General features: G+C 42.5%; 15 protein-coding genes. 4 read left to right on the plus strand and 11 right to left on the minus strand.

Going from position 1 to position 15,465, the window contains the following annotated elements:
* Positions 1 to 5: 5 nt before the first annotated feature.
* The gene (locus tag TW85_RS26570; RefSeq protein ID WP_084616087.1) at positions 6 to 362 is read left to right on the plus strand and encodes a DUF1289 domain-containing protein; all 357 of its coding nucleotides are present in this window, start codon (positions 6 to 8) and stop codon (positions 360 to 362) included.
* Positions 363 to 371: 9 nt separating this feature from the next.
* On the opposite strand, the gene radA is transcribed toward TW85_RS26570, so the two are convergent.
* From radA to glnK, 8 genes are all read right to left on the minus strand, one after another.
* On the minus strand, positions 372 to 1,760 hold the full coding sequence (gene radA, locus TW85_RS03765) for a DNA repair protein RadA (protein ID WP_046015722.1): 1,389 nt from the start codon (positions 1,758 to 1,760) through the stop codon (positions 372 to 374).
* A 170-nt stretch (positions 1,761 to 1,930) separates the two neighbouring features.
* Positions 1,931 to 2,638 (minus strand): urea ABC transporter ATP-binding subunit UrtE, encoded by a 708-nt coding sequence (gene urtE, locus TW85_RS03770; protein ID WP_046015723.1) that lies wholly within the window; start codon positions 2,636 to 2,638, stop codon positions 1,931 to 1,933.
* The gene (gene urtD, locus TW85_RS03775; RefSeq protein WP_046015724.1) at positions 2,635 to 3,615 is read right to left on the minus strand and encodes an urea ABC transporter ATP-binding protein UrtD; all 981 of its coding nucleotides are present in this window, start codon (positions 3,613 to 3,615) and stop codon (positions 2,635 to 2,637) included. The genes urtE and urtD overlap by 4 nt, the downstream gene beginning before the upstream one ends.
* Positions 3,612 to 4,787 carry an urea ABC transporter permease subunit UrtC gene (gene urtC / locus TW85_RS03780; protein WP_046015725.1) on the minus strand — a complete coding sequence of 392 codons (1,176 nt, stop codon included), beginning with the start codon at positions 4,785 to 4,787 and terminating at the stop codon, positions 3,612 to 3,614. The genes urtD and urtC overlap by 4 nt, the downstream gene beginning before the upstream one ends.
* Positions 4,784 to 6,424, minus strand: a complete 1,641-nt coding sequence (gene urtB, locus TW85_RS03785; RefSeq protein WP_046015726.1) for an urea ABC transporter permease subunit UrtB — start codon at positions 6,422 to 6,424, stop codon at positions 4,784 to 4,786. The genes urtC and urtB overlap by 4 nt, the downstream gene beginning before the upstream one ends.
* A 138-nt stretch (positions 6,425 to 6,562) precedes the next feature.
* The gene (urtA, locus tag TW85_RS03790) at positions 6,563 to 7,846 is read right to left on the minus strand and encodes an urea ABC transporter substrate-binding protein (protein WP_046015727.1); all 1,284 of its coding nucleotides are present in this window, start codon (positions 7,844 to 7,846) and stop codon (positions 6,563 to 6,565) included.
* A 189-nt stretch (positions 7,847 to 8,035) separates the two neighbouring features.
* Positions 8,036 to 9,301 carry an ammonium transporter gene (locus TW85_RS03795; RefSeq protein WP_046015728.1) on the minus strand — a complete coding sequence of 422 codons (1,266 nt, stop codon included), beginning with the start codon at positions 9,299 to 9,301 and terminating at the stop codon, positions 8,036 to 8,038.
* A 53-nt stretch (positions 9,302 to 9,354) separates the two neighbouring features.
* Entirely contained in the window at positions 9,355 to 9,693 is a 339-nt protein-coding gene (gene glnK, locus TW85_RS03800; protein ID WP_046015906.1) for a P-II family nitrogen regulator, read from the minus strand.
* Positions 9,694 to 10,127: 434 nt separating this feature from the next.
* On the opposite strand from glnK, the gene TW85_RS03805 reads away from it, so the two are divergent.
* Entirely contained in the window at positions 10,128 to 10,376 is a 249-nt protein-coding gene (locus TW85_RS03805) for an accessory factor UbiK family protein (RefSeq protein WP_046015729.1), read from the plus strand.
* A gap of 78 nt (positions 10,377 to 10,454) precedes the next feature.
* On the opposite strand, the gene TW85_RS03810 is transcribed toward TW85_RS03805, so the two are convergent.
* Together TW85_RS03810 and TW85_RS03815 are read right to left on the minus strand one after the other, a co-directional pair.
* Positions 10,455 to 10,769, minus strand: coding sequence for a hypothetical protein (locus TW85_RS03810; protein WP_046015730.1), 315 nt, complete (start codon positions 10,767 to 10,769; stop codon positions 10,455 to 10,457).
* 205 nt (positions 10,770 to 10,974) lie between these two features.
* Positions 10,975 to 11,532 (minus strand): TlpA disulfide reductase family protein, encoded by a 558-nt coding sequence (locus tag TW85_RS03815; protein WP_052701822.1) that lies wholly within the window; start codon positions 11,530 to 11,532, stop codon positions 10,975 to 10,977.
* A 398-nt stretch (positions 11,533 to 11,930) separates the two neighbouring features.
* Between TW85_RS03815 and TW85_RS03820 the strand changes: the two genes are divergently transcribed.
* Both TW85_RS03820 and TW85_RS03825 read left to right on the plus strand, forming a co-directional pair.
* Positions 11,931 to 12,422, plus strand: coding sequence for a GNAT family N-acetyltransferase (locus TW85_RS03820; protein WP_052701824.1), 492 nt, complete (start codon positions 11,931 to 11,933; stop codon positions 12,420 to 12,422).
* A 316-nt stretch (positions 12,423 to 12,738) separates the two neighbouring features.
* Positions 12,739 to 14,298, plus strand: a complete 1,560-nt coding sequence (locus TW85_RS03825; RefSeq protein ID WP_046015731.1) for a PAS domain-containing methyl-accepting chemotaxis protein — start codon at positions 12,739 to 12,741, stop codon at positions 14,296 to 14,298.
* A 103-nt stretch (positions 14,299 to 14,401) separates the two neighbouring features.
* Here TW85_RS03825 and TW85_RS03830 read toward each other — a convergent pair whose 3' ends face one another.
* Entirely contained in the window at positions 14,402 to 15,400 is a 999-nt protein-coding gene (locus TW85_RS03830; protein WP_046015732.1) for a DUF1722 domain-containing protein, read from the minus strand.
* Positions 15,401 to 15,465: the final 65 nt, after the last annotated feature.

The raw sequence follows: 15,465 nt of genomic DNA on the forward strand, positions 1-15,465 counted from the left end.
CGAAAATGGAACAGATAGAATTGTTTCATGTGCAAAGTCCCTGTCGAGGCATTTGCCAATCAAGCAATAAAGGCTTTTGCAAAGGTTGCCTGCGAAGCCGAGAAGAACGTTTTCATTGGCATGAAATGCCAGATGAAGATAAGCGCAAAGTGCTGACCTTGTGTAAGAACAGGTGGCAAAGGCTACTCAAAGCAAAGCAAGAAAGGCTGGCGGCAGAATCTCAGGCCAGTTTACCTTATGGCATGCTAGCGGATGATGGCCCAGAAGCTGAGCCATCGGGAGATCTTTTTGGGTTTGTCGCTAAAGACGCCGCTAAAGAAGCAACTGAAAAAGTCGCTAGAAAAGTCACTGAAAAAGAGTAACGCTATTTCTTAGCGCTCGAAAATGGCATCTAGTGCTTCTGAAAGCCTATCAACGCCTATTACTTCCATTCCCTCAATTTTCTTCTTCGGACAATTCCCTTTAGGCACAACCGCTTTAATAAAGCCGTGTTTAGCCGCTTCGATAATACGCTCCTGACCTGAAGGCACTGGGCGAATTTCTCCAGATAAACCCACTTCACCTAATACTACAAGATTGTCAGGTAAGGCTTGGTCTCTAAAGCTAGAAACAACTGCAGCAATAGCGGCAAGGTCACCACTGGTTTCCATGACTTTAACGCCACCTACCACGTTTAAATAGACGTCTTGGTCTGAGGTTAATAGGCCACCATGCTTGTGTAAAACAGCAAGTAGCATGGCTAATCGGTTGTGATCAAAGCCAACTGTGACGCGTTTTGGGTTACTAAAGGCGGAATCATCAACCAAGGCTTGCAGCTCAACCAAAAGAGGGCGAGTCCCCTCCCAAACCACCATTACCAAGCTACCTGCCGCTGGCTGTTTAGAACGGTTCAAGAAAATAGAGCTTGGGTTTTTTACTTCTCTAAGGCCATTTTCTAACATGGCAAACACACCTAACTCGTTTACCGCGCCAAAACGGTTTTTCATGCCGCGCAAGGTTCTAAAACGAGAGTCTTCAGAACCTTCTAATAAGACAGAACAATCCACCATATGCTCAAGTACTTTCGGGCCTGCCAAGGTGCCGTCTTTGGTGACGTGGCCTACTAACAAAACCGCTGTTTGAGTTTGTTTAGCGAATCGAGTTAATACGGCCGCGCTTTCTCTTACTTGAGAGACACTACCGGGCGCTGACTCCACCCCATCAAGGTGCATCACCTGAATCGAGTCGATAACGATTATTTTAGGTAACATCTGCTGTGCCACCTGCATAATGGATTCAACATTGGTTTCAGATAGCATTTTCAGGTTTTGGGTTGGCAGTCCGAGACGTTTAGCACGCATGGCAACCTGCTGTAGAGATTCCTCACCTGTTACATAAAGAGCAGCTTGCTGTTGTGCTAGATAACACATGGTTTGCAATAACAGGGTACTTTTACCAGCACCTGGGTGACCACCGATTAGCACCACACCACCTGGCACTAAACCGCCACCTAGTACACGGTCAAATTCACTGGCACCAGAGCTGAATCTAGGCACATCACTTAAGTCGATATCTGCAAGGTCTTGAATCCCTGTCGTCGCACCAGCATAACCACTGAGTTTGGCATCCTGTGTGGCGGCGACACGAGCTGACGTCTTAGAAGAGGTTAGCTTGATTTCAGATAAGGAGTTCCACGCTTTACAGGCTTGGCATTGGCCCTGCCATTTAGCGTAATCAGTGCCGCACTCAGTGCAAACAAAGGCAGTTTTGGCTTTAGCCATCTTGGTTCTCCATAAAATTCGCGGGCGGACACAGGATATCTAGTTGTCCTCTTGAAAGGCTATTTTAGGGAAAAGAATTTGATAAGCAATTAACTGTATAAAAAAACAGTAATTTAATTAAAAATAAGAAGAGGTTGTCTGTAGTTGGATTCAACCTCTGTTAATGAATTTTAAACTGCCAAATACTGTTTGATTAAGTCGTCACTGAGCTCAGACATCTTATCGCTACACACAATGCGACCTTTCTCCATGAGTCTAAATTCTTGGCCCACGCGGCGGGCAAATCCCAGTTTTTGTTCTACTAGGATAACCGTCAAGCCTTCTTCTTTATTGAGTTTTAAAATCACATCACCGATTTGTTGCACAATATTTGGCTGAATCCCTTCGTTAGGTTCATCCAGAATCAGTACTTTTGGATCCAAAACTAAGGCTCTGCCTATAGCGAGCTGTTGTTGCTGGCCACCGGATAAATCACCACCACGCCTGTGTAGCATGTCCTTTAAAACGGGGAAGAGTTCGAAGATCTTTTCAGGAATCTGCTTAAGTTTATCTTTTCTTACTGGCAAGCCAATTTTGAGATTCTCCTCCACTGTTAACATGGGGAAAATGTCGCGACCTTGGGGCACATAACCTATACCTGAAAAGGCTCTTTTTTCAGCGCTTTTGGTATGTAATGCCTCAGGTTTATCTTGCTCCCCTAATAAAATTTCACCAGAACTAATCGGCAATAATCCCATTAAGGCTTTAAGCAAGGTGGTTTTACCTACGCCATTTCGTCCCATGATACAGGTGATACTACCCGCTTTAATCTCTAGGTTGAGGTCCCACAAAATCTGGCTTGAAGCATAATGTTGATTGATATTTTGCATTGATATCATGCTTTTTCTTCCTTGTTGTTAATTAAGCTGACTTTGCTGATGTTAGGGGCAGAGATGCTTTTCTTTGTGGCTGGTGGCGCGGGTGTGGCAGCTTCTTCACCTAGGTAGACTTCAATGACTTCTGGGTTAGACTGCACTTCTTGCATGCTGCCTTCTGCCAAGACGCTGCCTTGGTGTAATACGGTCACTTTATTGGCAATGCTGCGCACAAATTCCATATCATGCTCCACCACTATGACGGTTCGCTCGCCTGCTAATGAGGTGAGTAGTTCAGCGGTACGTTCGGTTTCCTGTGGTGTCATACCTGCTACAGGTTCATCTACCAGCAAGAGCCTAGGCTCTGAGACAAGTAACATACCTATCTCTAACCATTGTTTTTGCCCGTGAGAGAGTGCGCCTGCTAGCTGATAAGCTTGCTTAGACAAACCGATAATACTTAGTACATGTTGTATTTTATCTAGCTGTAACGGCGTGAGTTTGGCCCAGAGAGTGGGTAACACAGACTTATTGGCTTTAAGTGAAAGCTCTAAGTTATCAAACACACTTTGTTGTTCAAACACGGTAGGTTTTTGAAATTTACGACCTATACCTAGATTGGCAATACTGGCTTCATCTTGTTTGAGCAGATCAATGTTTTGGCCAAAGAAAACTTGCCCAGAATCACATTGCGTTTTGCCTGTAATGACATCCATCAAGGTGCTTTTACCTGCGCCATTAGCGCCAATTAAGCAACGTAACTCCCCTTTATTAATATAAAGGTTAAGTTCGTTTAAGGCTTTAAAACCATCAAAGCTTAGATTTAACCCTTCGATGTAAAGGAGGATGTCCTTATCAATATTGACCTTAGATTCATCAGGTAAGAGAAAAGGCCAGACCTGATCTCGACGTAAGCCTGAGCGAATAGCCTGAAAAGGGGCGTTCAACTTGGCTTCAAAGCGTTTTAAATCGCTAAACTGGTTGGCGTTGTTTTGGCTCATGATGACACTCCTGTCTTCATTTCATCCTTTGCTTCTGGTACTGGTTTGTTGATTTTTGCTTGGATTGTCTCCCACAGTCCCATGAGTCCTTTTGGCAAATAAAGCGTGACTAGAACAAACAAGCCACCTAATGCGAATAACCAAGCTTCAGGGAAAAGGGCAGTAAAACGGGTTTTGGCATAGTTGATAATAAGGGCACCAATAATCGCGCCAATCAAGGTGCCACGACCGCCGACAGCCACCCAAATCACTATTTCGATCGAGTTAATCGGCGAGAATTCCCCAGGGTTGATAATGCCAACCTGTGGCACATAAAGCGCTCCAGCTATGCCTGCAATAATGGCAGAATAAACGAATAACCAAACTTTATAGCGTTCAGTTCGATAGCCAATAAAACGTGCTCGGCTGTCTCCATCACGTATCGCTAGAATGACTTTGCCCATACGTGAGTTCATTAAGTATTGGCTAATGATGAAAATAACGGCTAACAAAAAGGCCGTAATAGCAAAGAGAGATACTCGGGTTGAATCTGCTTGTAAATCAAAGCCTAAAATCTCTTTAAAATCTGTCAGACCATTGTTCCCACCAAAGCCCATTTCATTTCTAAAGAATGCCAGTAACAAAGCATAAGTCAGGGCTTGGGTCATAATGGATAAATACACGCCTGTCACACGGGAGCGAAATGCCAACCAACCAAAGATGAAGGCTAATAATCCAGGAATGACAACGGCCATTAAGATGGCAAACCAAAACTGATCCATGCCTTGCCAAAACCAAGGTAAGGTTTTCCAATCAAGAAAGACCATAAAGTCAGGTAAGACAGGGTCACCATAGACACCTCGATCACCTATTTGGCGCATCAAGTACATCCCCATGGCATAGCCTCCAAGCGCAAAAAAGGCTCCATGACCTAGACTTAAAATACCGCAATACCCCCAGATAATATCCACTGCTAAGGCCAGCATGGCATAACATAAATACTTACCTAACAAGGTTATAGTGTAAGTACTCACATACAAAGCAGAGCTTTCTGGTAAGAGTAAGTTAGCGCCACAGGCTAACAAGGTGCTGATTACGAGAATAGCGACAAAAGGCAGTGTTTTTTGCCCTGGCTGTTGGCGTGAATCAAGCTTGTTTTTACCTTGTCCAAATAAGGTATTTATAAATGTCATTCTGCTGCCCTCCCTTTTTGAGGAAAGAGACCTTTAGGGCGCTTCTGAATAAAGAGGATGATAAAGACCAAGACAATAATGGCGGCTAAAACAGCACCTGTCACAGGCTCTAAGAACTTGGTCGCGATGCCTAAGGAGAAGGCCGCTACTAAGGTGCCAAATAAGTTACCGACTCCACCAAAGACCACCACCATAAAGGAGTCGATAATATAGGCTTGGCCTAAATTTGGGCCTACGTTGGTCAGTTGAGATAGGGCGACTCCGGCAATGCCAGCAATGCCTGAGCCTAAGCCAAAGGTCATGGCATCTACCCAGCCCGTTTTGACGCCCATGGCTTTTGCCATATTACGGTTTTGAGAAACCGCTCTCACATTCAAACCTAAGGAGGTTTTGCGTAGTAGAGTGAGTAGGGCAAAGAAGACAATTAAGGCAAACGCGAGTATGTATAAGCGGTTGAGAGTGAGCGAAAGAATCGGGTTGATTTCTAATGAGCCAGTCATCCAGCTGGGACTAAAAACTTGTCTATTAAGCGGACTAAAAACAGAACGCACTAGCTGTTGCAAGATAAGGCTAATACCAAAGGTAGCCAGCAAGGTTTCAAGAGGTCGGCCATGTAAGTGGCGTATAACACCCCTTTCTATAATGACACCCATTAAGCCCGACACCATGAAAGCAGCAGGAATAGCGACCCAAAGTGAATAATCGATATGGTTTGGCATGAGTAACTGCACAACATAAGTAGTGTAAGCCCCAAGCATGATCATTTCTCCATGGGCCATATTAATGACACCCATGACACCAAAGGTAATGGCAAGGCCAATAGAGGCCAGTAAGAGTACTGAACCAAGACTTAAGCCGAAAAACAGCTGATCCACGAGTTCATATCGATTAGTGCTATGTTCTATTTCTTTTAGAGCATCAAACGCAGCTTGTTTGACGGCTGGATCTGAGCTTGTCTCAGCGACTGTTGTGAGTTGGTTTTTAACCGGAATTTCAAGGCGTGAGGCGAGTTGTTCTATGGCTTTAATTTGCAGTGCGGCTGACTCAGATTGCTTGAGTTGGTAGAGGTTAAGGGCAACATCTAATAAATCGATGACCTTGTCGTCTGTTTCGAGTGTTCGTCTTTCCTCAATTGTTACTTGTAGGTCTGTCTCTAGGTTGCTTAATAAGCTCTGTAGCGCAGCGGCTCTTATTTTTGCGTCAGGATGGCTTAATTCAAGTTCGGCAATCGTGCTTCTCAGATAACGGCGTACGCTATTGTTGAGTTTGACTTTTTTGACGAGCTTTTTCGTTAAGTGAGGTAAGGCGGTAGCGCTTTCTAATTCAAAATAGTATTTTTCTTTACCTGTTTTTTGCATTTGGATCAGGTGATTATCTGACCTTACATAATACAGGCGCCCTTCTAATAGGGTTTTAAATAAGGGCAGAGCCGCTTGTTTTTGGCTGCTTTTGATTTGCCCGAGTAACTGGTTCATTTGTTTGAGCTTTACTTGGGTTAAAGCGACAAGTAATTCAGAATCTGATTTTGCCTTAGCAGATTGACTTGCTTGGCTATTATTGGCGACGGCATAAGCTGAAAAAAAAGCACAAGTAAAACTGGCTATTAAACAGCAGATGAGGTGATGGAACTGCTTCAAGAAATCACTCCTTTGAAAAAGTGAAGAGAGTAAAAAAAGCCACAAGCCCACCGCAGATGGTGGTTTAAGGGCTTGTGGCTAAAAAAGCATGAATTAGGCGTTAGCCGGCATCATGACTGCTCATGCCTGTTGGTAAATTTATAGCGATTTACCTGAGCAGGTTTTAGTTTGGACATTGTAATTGCCGCACTTAAGTGGGGCTGTCCAGTCGGAAATAAGGTCTTTTGAACCGGGTAAAAAGTCAGACCATGCGTCCCCTGCAACAGTACTGTCTGTTTCCCATACCACCTCAAATTGGCCATCATCTTGGATTTCACCAATGAGTACGGGTTTGCTCAAATGATGGTTTTTATTCATTAGCGCAGTACCGCCTGTGAGGTTACTTGCTTCTTGGCCTATCATGGCTTGTTCAACCGCATTCACATCAGTGGTACCTGCTTCTGTCACAGCGTTTGCCCACATGTTAAAGCCAATATAAGTGGCTTCCATAGGGTCATTGGTGACACGCTCTGGATTCTTAGTGAAGGCGCGCCAAAGCTCGATAAACTCATCGTTAGAATCTGTCTCGACACTCTGGAAGTAGTTCCAAGCAGCTAGGTGACCGACTAACGGTGTAGTATCTAAGCCAGAAAGTTCTTCTTCACCCACAGAGAAGGCTACAACTGGAATGTCTTCTGAGTTAATGCCTTGATTTCCTAGCTCTTTATAGAAAGGTAGGTTGGCATCGCCGTTAATGGTGGATACCACAGCGGTTTTCTTACCTTGGCTACCAAACTTCTTAATATCAGACACAATCGACTGCCAATCAGAGTGACCAAATGGCGTGTAGTTGATCATGATGTCTTCTTTGGCAACCCCAAGGCTGGTCAAATAAGCTTCTAGAATTTTGTTGGTAGTTCTTGGATAAACATAATCTGTACCGGCTAATACCCAGCGCTCAACTTCCAACTCATCTTTTAAGTAATTAACGGCTGGAATGGCTTGCTGGTTCGGTGACGCGCCTGTGTAAAATACGTTTTTAGAAGACTCTTCCCCTTCGTATTGCACCGGGTAAAACATCAGGCCATTTAGCTCTTCTATGACAGGTAATACGGATTTTCGAGAAACAGATGTCCAGCCACCAAAGATGACATCCACTTCAGCCTCAGTGAGAAGTTCACGGGCTTTCTCCGCGAATAAAGGCCAATTTGAAGCAGGGTCAACCACCACAGCTTCAAGCTTCTTACCTAATAAACCGCCTTTTTTATTTTGCTCTTCTACCATCATTAACACTGTGTCTTTCAGTGTGGTTTCACTGATTGCCATGGTGCCAGATAAGGAATGAAGTACCCCTACTTTGATGGTGTCGCTTGCTAATGCATTGATTGAAAAAACACTTGAAGCAACTAAGGTCAAACTTGTGATCAGGTTTTTAACTTGCATGAGTAACACGTCCTAAGTAATTAAAAGGAAAAGAAAAAACTACGCTTTAAAACTGATGGAAGAGAGGTTAAAGCCCACCCATGAAAGCTGGGCTTTAACTTTTGTGCTTTGCTTTGTGCTTTTGTGAAGAGTGACCCTAATGAGGCAAGGTCACTCTAAACACATATTGAGACTTTACTTGAGAAGCGATTAGTTCTTTGTGAACTCTGGGTAAGCTTCCATACCACATTCAGATAGATCAACACCTTCGTATTCTTCTTCCTCTGTGACACGGATACCGATAACCGCTTTAATGATGAACCAAACCACTAGGCTAGTAACAAACACCCAAGTGAAGATGGTTAGCGCGCCGATTAGCTGAGCACCAAAAGTAACGCCATCATTTGTTAGAGGTACTGCTAGAAGACCCCAAAGACCTGCTACACCGTGAACTGAGATAGCACCTACTGGATCATCAATTTTCAGTTTATCTAGTGCAAGGATAGAGACAACAACAATCAAACCACCTACTGCACCAATTAGTGTTGCACCTAGCGCTGTTGGTGTATCTGGGCCAGCAGTGATAGCAACTAGACCTGCTAATGCACCGTTTAATAGCATGGTTAAATCCGCTTTACCGAATAAGATGCGCGCTAGTAGCATAGCTGCAACAGCACCACCCGCAGCGGCTGTGTTGGTATTAAGGAAAACCATGGCAACAGAGTTTGCGCTAGCAATATCGCCAAGTTTAAGTACAGAACCACCGTTAAAGCCGAACCAACCCATCCATAGGATGAATGTACCTAGTGTTGCAAGTGGAAGGTTAGCACCAGGAATCGCACGTACTTCACCTTTAGGGCCATATTTACCTTTACGAGCACCTAGTACTAATACACCTGCTAATGCTGCTGCAGCACCTGCCATGTGTACTATGCCTGAGCCTGCAAAGTCAGTGAAACCAATGTCGCCAAGGTTATAAAGACCGAATACAGAACCGCCACCCCAAGTCCAGTTACCTTCCATTGGGTAGATAACACCTGTCATAACAACAGCGAAAGCAAGGAATGCCCAAAGCTTCATACGCTCAGCAACAGCACCAGATACGATAGACATAGCGGTTGCAACGAATACTACTTGGAAGAAGAAGTCAGACGCACCAGAGTAGATAGAGCCGCCTTCAAAGCCATCTTCGCGGCCTGAGAAGTCACCTAGTGTGGCATCGACGTCTACATTTTGGATGCCTGATAAGAAGATATCGCCGCCGTACATGATGGCGTAACCGCAAACCAGATACATGATGCAAGAGATAGCAAATAACGCGACGTTTTTAGTTAGAATTTCTGTGGTGTTTTTTGAGCGGACTAGGCCTGCTTCTAACATGGCAAAGCCTGCTGCCATCCACATAACGAGTGCACCACAGACTAAGAAGTAAAAAGTGTCCATGGCATATTGTAAATGAAATATTTGATCTTGCATGTTTCGCCCCCCTAAAGGCTAATATAAGACTGCTAAAGATGATGCGCGGCGGTTTAAACCGCTTCTTCGCCAGTTTCGCCAGTACGAATACGGACAGCTTGTTCTAGATTTACAATGAAGATTTTGCCGTCACCAATCTTGCCTGTGTTGGCTGCATTAGTGATGGACTCAACAACTTGATCAACAATGTCGTCGGAAATCGCGAGTTCGATTTTTACTTTAGGAAGGAAGTCCACAACATACTCTGCACCTCGGTACAATTCTGTATGGCCCTTTTGACGTCCGAAGCCTTTTACTTCAGTTACTGTGATACCTTGAACCCCAATATCAGATAATGCTTCGCGAACATCGTCTAACTTGAATGGTTTAATGATGGCGGTGATAAGCTTCATAGCGTCACGCTCCTTTTTATTATTTAAAATTCGATTTGATGACTGAAAATGTTGATGGTCTATATTCAACATGTGTGCCATGTTGAGAAACTTGTTGTTTTTCAATCTATTACGAAGTTTTTGCTTTTGTTTTTTGAAAATCATGAAAACTTCACTAGGATTCTTGGGTGTTATAGGGGCGTTTAAAAAAAGCACTGCTCTAATCTGGTGCTAAGGGGGATTTAGTATTTTAAAAATGCTTAAAAAATAGGGTTAACCTCATGAAAAGCATCAGAATATTAAGATATGCACACTTATCGGGCAGTGTTTAATAAGAGGATAAAGTGACGTTAACTTGGGAATAAGTGGTAAACTTATGCACATATTCTTAGCACAAGCGAAAAATACCTTGTGCATAACAGGCTTGAACAATTAAAGGTATGAAGGAGAAGGTCGTGATCGATGATTTTATTAAGCAAGTAGGAAACACCCTAGGAGAAACCGCTTCACAACTTAGCAAGTTACCGAGCAAAGAAATCCAAGCTCAAGTACAGCAACTTGCTAAATCGACATTAGACAAAATGGACCTTGTTTCCCGTGAAGATTTCGAGATTCAAGCGGCTATGTTGGCAAAATACAGAGACCGTGTGATTGAGCTAGAAGAAAGAATGAAGAAACTAGAAGAGCAGCTGCAAGACAAGTAATAGTGCCAGGCTCACAAAAATGTGATCTTAGAATGGTTAAGATCACTTTTTAAAAATATCTTATATAGCTTGTAGAGATTAAAGAAGATTTTGAATCGAGCGGTAAATTTCCATCGCTTCAGCTCGGGTGTAATTGCCGGCTGCTGCATTTCTTCCTATTGTACTTGTGACACGGATAGCCTCATCAGAAGGCTCGTCTTCAGGCTCGTTACCATTTAGCAAACTAATGTCATCCTGCCTATTTTGTTCACGCATCTGCATAAACTTAGCCTTATCTGACAGAGACACCTCGTCTCGATTCGCTTGGCCGATACCATAAGCTATCTTCTCACTAGGCTGCTGTCTAGGTGAGAAATATTGATTCATTGAACTTGATGAAGAGTTAATTTCCATAACGCAACCTCAGGGTACACTTTTTAAGTATCGAACCTAATTGACTAAAAAACAACCAAAGAATGTCGATTAATAGTCTATTTTGGTTAAAAAACAAGCAAAAAAGCGTGTCTTAGCCAAAAAAATACCGATATGCATAAAACATATCGGTATTTTTAGTCATCAGTTTTAAGCTTTAAACGGCTTGTCCTTGTTTTGCTAAGAATTATTCAGCTAACAGCATTTGTATAGCCGCTTCATACTCTGCCACTCTCGCTTCTTGGAAGCCAACATGTTGAGCTCTAAGGCGACCTTCTTTGTCGATTAAATAGCTGGTGGGCATTCCTATTACGTTAAAAGCGTCAGGTAGTTGAGCATCTTCATCAAGTAAAACGGGAAAGTTCGCTGGAATCTTGGTTAAGAAACCAAGTGCCAGTTCAGGGCGTAAATCCAGATTAATCGCCACCACTTCAAAACCTTGATCCTGATATTTTGCCTGCATTTCGTTCATCCAAGGAAAAGACGCACGACAAGGGCCACACCAAGATGCCCAAAAATCCACTAATAGCGTCTTACCTTTATAGTCAGCTAAGCGCATGCTCTTTTCAGTGAGTTTTGCGTCGGTCACTAAAGGTAAAGATACCTCCGCTTTAGGGGCCATAGGCGCGTCTGCTGCTGCAAAAACATCTGCCTGAGAAGGCGTTGCATGCATCAGCAAAAAAGCGAGTAAAGAGGTAGGTAGTACTTGGTTAAATAGGTTGTGTATCTTAGCGGTTAAAATCATACATACTCATTTACTGTTAATTAATTCACACACTGTACTTTTACTCTGATCCAGAATTATAAAATTAGTGCCCGAGTACTGATATATATTTTATGAATTAAATTTTATTGAGACTAAATTAAGCTGTTGAATAAGTGAAACTGAACTAGCCTATTTAATGAGACTAAAAAAGTTTATGAACTGTGAGTTATTCTGATAACTGTCGTTTTTAGAATGCTAATCTGTCTATTTGCGTCAATTAAGAAAGCGAAACTGTAAAAAAATGTAGTGAGAAGACGGGAAAATAACGAAACTATTGATTAGCCTCCTTGCCTTTGTCAGACTTTTTATATCTCAAATAGATACCTGTTATTTAGGTACTTATATCCGCATTAGTTTATCTGTTAGGACTGCTTACTATGGATCATAGGAAGATTTACTTTAGGCCTGCCACGACTGAAGACGCAGAAAATATAGGTCTCTTAGTCATTTTATTAACCATTGAATTAAGTGATCTGACCAAAACAAAACGCATTGATATTAATATAGAAAGCACCTCTAATCGTTGTTATGAAATGATTAGAGCTGGCCAATATTTTGCCATTTTAGGCTTTGTAGATGGCGTACTCTCTGCTGTCGCTACCCTAAGTGAATCCTACTCTCTCAATGGAGGAGGGCAGGTTGGCATGATCCAAGAGTTCTATGTTTCACCTGTTGTCAGATCCACTGGAATAGGGGCTAAACTGATGGAAGAAGTGAAGCAGTACGGGCAACAAAAAGGCTGGTCTTGTATTGATTTCTCTGCCCCTAGAATTTCAAAACTAAAAGAAAATCTGGGCTTTTATGAAGGCGCAGGTTTTGATGTATTGCACGCTTATAGAATGCGTCACCAAATCCAATCAATTGATTAGAGAAAAATAAATATCCTTTCTTAATTTATCTACAAATACACATGGATTGTGTTTCTGATTTAACTAAATCATTTAGATAAACCTGTATGACATTCACTATAAATTTTGTGAATTATGTGGCTAATATTTCATCATATATAATCGCCAGTTATAAAAATAAAGACGATTTCTTTGTGTTATATCAATAAGTTTAATAGCGCTTTGTCGTGGATCTAGTGGCTTTTGTCGCTATTACAATCAAGCAAATCAACTATTTAGTTAAGTATGGATAGCGCAGAAATTGATTATGGATATTATTTTAATTGCAGGTAGATAGATGACAGCTCAATCCCCACAAGAATATCGCTTTTCTGAGCAAGATAGGCTTATTTCAGCCACAGATACAAAAGGCTATATCGTTTATTGTAACGATGCTTTTGCTGCTGTCAGTGGCTATGAAAGAGAAGAATTGATAGGCCAACCACATAATCTTATTCGTCATGAAGATATGCCTAAAGCCGCTTTTACTGAAATGTGGCGCACCCTTAAAGAGGGAAAAGTCTGGATGGGCTTGGTTAAGAATAAGCGTAAAAATGGTGATTATTATTGGGTAAGTGCCTTTGTGACGCCTGTTTACGAAGGCGATAAAGTTGTGGGTTATGAATCCGTTCGTATTAATGCCAGTGAAGCAGAAAAGACTCGAGCGACAAAAGTTTATAAAAGATTAAGTCAAGGTAAAGCGGCTCGCAGCCTGTTGCACAGCCTACAAATAGGGTTGGTAAAAAGCTTACCTATGCTAGTGCCAGGTTTGGCAAGTGCTGGGCTTTTATATACAACATCAGGTGCAGGAGCGGCTGGCATTGCACTTGCTGGAACCTTGATCGCGAGCGTTTGGCAGGGGCTTAAAGCTAAATCTCAGTGGCAGCAATTATGTGATATGAACCAAGGTACTTATAGCAACGCTTTAGTCGCGCAAACCTACTTTGATGAAAGCGGTCACCAAGCCAAAGCTAAATTGGCTTTTGCCTGTGAAATTGCCCGTAATCGCACCTCTTTAACTCGTATAGAAGATTCAGCGGCAGGATTGGGCAAGATAGCCCACGAAGCGAAAGATCAGGTTAATCAAACCAATGTCGCCATTTACCAGCAAAACACAGCCACTCAAGAAGTCGCCAGTGCCATTGATCAAATGGCGAGCGCCATCGAAGAAATCACCAATATAGTGCAAAGCAATACGGTTAATGCCCAAGGCGCGTTGACGCATGTTGATACGGGAAGTCAGTTGGCAACCGATGCACTGCAAGTCATAGATAAACTTAGCCAATCCGTAGAAGACATCGCGATAACCATTAAAGAGTTAGCACAATCCACAGAAGAAATTGGCGAAGCGGCAGATCTCATTTCTATGATTGCAGACCAAACTAATTTACTGGCATTAAATGCAGCTATTGAGGCTGCGAGAGCTGGCGAGCATGGCCGAGGCTTTAGTGTGGTGGCGGATGAAGTACGGTCTTTATCTCTTAAAACCAGAGAATCCACAGAGAAAATACATGAAGTTATTCAAGTACTTTCATCACGAGCACAAAGTGCTGTCACGGTTTCTCAGCAAGGTGAAGAAGTTGCCAAGCAAGGTGTCAGCATAGTGGGTGAAACGCGTTCTTCTCTAAACCAAATTAATGGTGCAGTGAAAGAAATTTTGGATATGACATTGCAAATCTCAGCCTCGGTTGAAGAGCAAAGTGCCATGACAGAACACATCAACCAACAGGTAACTGATATCTCTAATGGGGCGAATCATACCAAAGGTATTGCCGAACAGACTTTAGCTTCTGGGGTGGAGTTGGAAGAAACCGTGGGTAATGTGCACTCTATTATTAGACGTTTCTCGACGCACTAGCTAAATACCTATTCATGTAAAAGGCACTAGATTGATCCAATCTAGTGCCTTTTTTCTTTTCAATCTTCTTTGTTATGGCCTTTTCTGTCGCTTAGCTTTGATACTAAACGTGATTAGCAAGCCCCAATGTTTGTGGGTAAGGTGCAAAGTATCTTTGCTGGCGTAAGTAGTCATTACCAAATTGTTCTATGTAGTGCTGTAGCAGAGTTAAAGGTGTAACAAGAGGCAATTGCCCTGCTTGATACTGCTTAATCGTTCTTAAAATACTTTGCTTAGCACTTTTTGATAGCTGACGTTTAAAGTAACCAAACACATGGAATAAGGTATTCACATGGCCTTTTCTAGGGGCCGGTCTCGATAATGCTTTCATAAACAGAGTGAAATACTCATTCACAAGTGACGCGAGTTGGTCTTTTTTAGCATTGGCTAACAGCTGTCCAAGTTGCTTATAAAGTACTTGGTTTTGAGAAAGTAGAATGTACTTATAACTGGCATGAAAACGCATCAAATTATTTAAGCTAGGTTGCTCCAGCACTTCTTTACGGAAATTGTGATGTGCGTAGACCCTCAATATAAAATTTTCGTACAAGTGGGCATCATTCAATCTGCCTTCTTCTTCAATTGGCATGAGTGGATAGGCTTCTTGCAAGGCTGCGGCAAATAAACCTTGGCTCATCTCACGCTTAGGCATGCCATTTTCCTGATATACCTTGATACGAGACATGCCACAGCTTGGTGAGTTTTTCATTAAGATGTAACCATCAAGTTGGTCAAAGCTGTTCAATGCAGGGGTAAAACCATCGACTAGCTGCTGAGTAACATCTGAATCTGGGTCCGTGCTATAGCTTAACTTCACTGCTTTGTTTTCATCTTCTTGTAAGCGCATGGTTGGTCTTGGTGTACTAAAGCCCGCTGCGACTTCAGGACAAAAGGTCATGTAATTAAAATGCTCGCTCAAGGTATTAAGGCAAAGCTTTGACTGGGTATGGCCGCCGTTAAAGCGAACATTATGTCCTGCTAAGCAAGCGCTTAGACCTAGAGTAATCTCATGCTCTTGTGGGTGTTCAAGGGTCAAGGTTGGAATGATGTTGGTATCTGTCATCTTCTACTCCTAAGTATCAAAACTTGTACAAGAATTAATTTTATATAACTAATTCTTGTACAAGT

The organism is Marinomonas sp. S3726 (assembly GCF_000967665.1).
GTDB lineage: Bacteria > Pseudomonadota > Gammaproteobacteria > Pseudomonadales > Marinomonadaceae > Marinomonas.

Bases quoted from the DNA above. Each gene is read 5' to 3' on its own strand.
- TW85_RS26570 (WP_084616087.1), top strand. From the start codon at position 6: ATGGAACAGATAGAATTGTTTCATGTGCAAAGTCCCTGTCGAGGCATT.
- radA (WP_046015722.1), bottom strand. From the start codon at position 1,760: ATGGCTAAAGCCAAAACTGCCTTTGTTTGCACTGAGTGCGGCACTGAT.
- urtE (WP_046015723.1), bottom strand. From the start codon at position 2,638: ATGATATCAATGCAAAATATCAATCAACATTATGCTTCAAGCCAGATT.
- urtD (WP_046015724.1), bottom strand. From the start codon at position 3,615: ATGAGCCAAAACAACGCCAACCAGTTTAGCGATTTAAAACGCTTTGAA.
- urtC (WP_046015725.1), bottom strand. From the start codon at position 4,787: ATGACATTTATAAATACCTTATTTGGACAAGGTAAAAACAAGCTTGAT.
- urtA (WP_046015727.1), bottom strand. From the start codon at position 7,846: ATGCAAGTTAAAAACCTGATCACAAGTTTGACCTTAGTTGCTTCAAGT.
- TW85_RS03795 (WP_046015728.1), bottom strand. From the start codon at position 9,301: ATGCAAGATCAAATATTTCATTTACAATATGCCATGGACACTTTTTAC.
- glnK (WP_046015906.1), bottom strand. From the start codon at position 9,693: ATGAAGCTTATCACCGCCATCATTAAACCATTCAAGTTAGACGATGTT.
- TW85_RS03810 (WP_046015730.1), bottom strand. From the start codon at position 10,769: ATGGAAATTAACTCTTCATCAAGTTCAATGAATCAATATTTCTCACCT.
- TW85_RS03815 (WP_052701822.1), bottom strand. From the start codon at position 11,532: ATGATTTTAACCGCTAAGATACACAACCTATTTAACCAAGTACTACCT.
- TW85_RS03820 (WP_052701824.1), top strand. From the start codon at position 11,931: ATGGATCATAGGAAGATTTACTTTAGGCCTGCCACGACTGAAGACGCA.
- TW85_RS03825 (WP_046015731.1), top strand. From the start codon at position 12,739: ATGACAGCTCAATCCCCACAAGAATATCGCTTTTCTGAGCAAGATAGG.
- TW85_RS03830 (WP_046015732.1), bottom strand. From the start codon at position 15,400: ATGACAGATACCAACATCATTCCAACCTTGACCCTTGAACACCCACAA.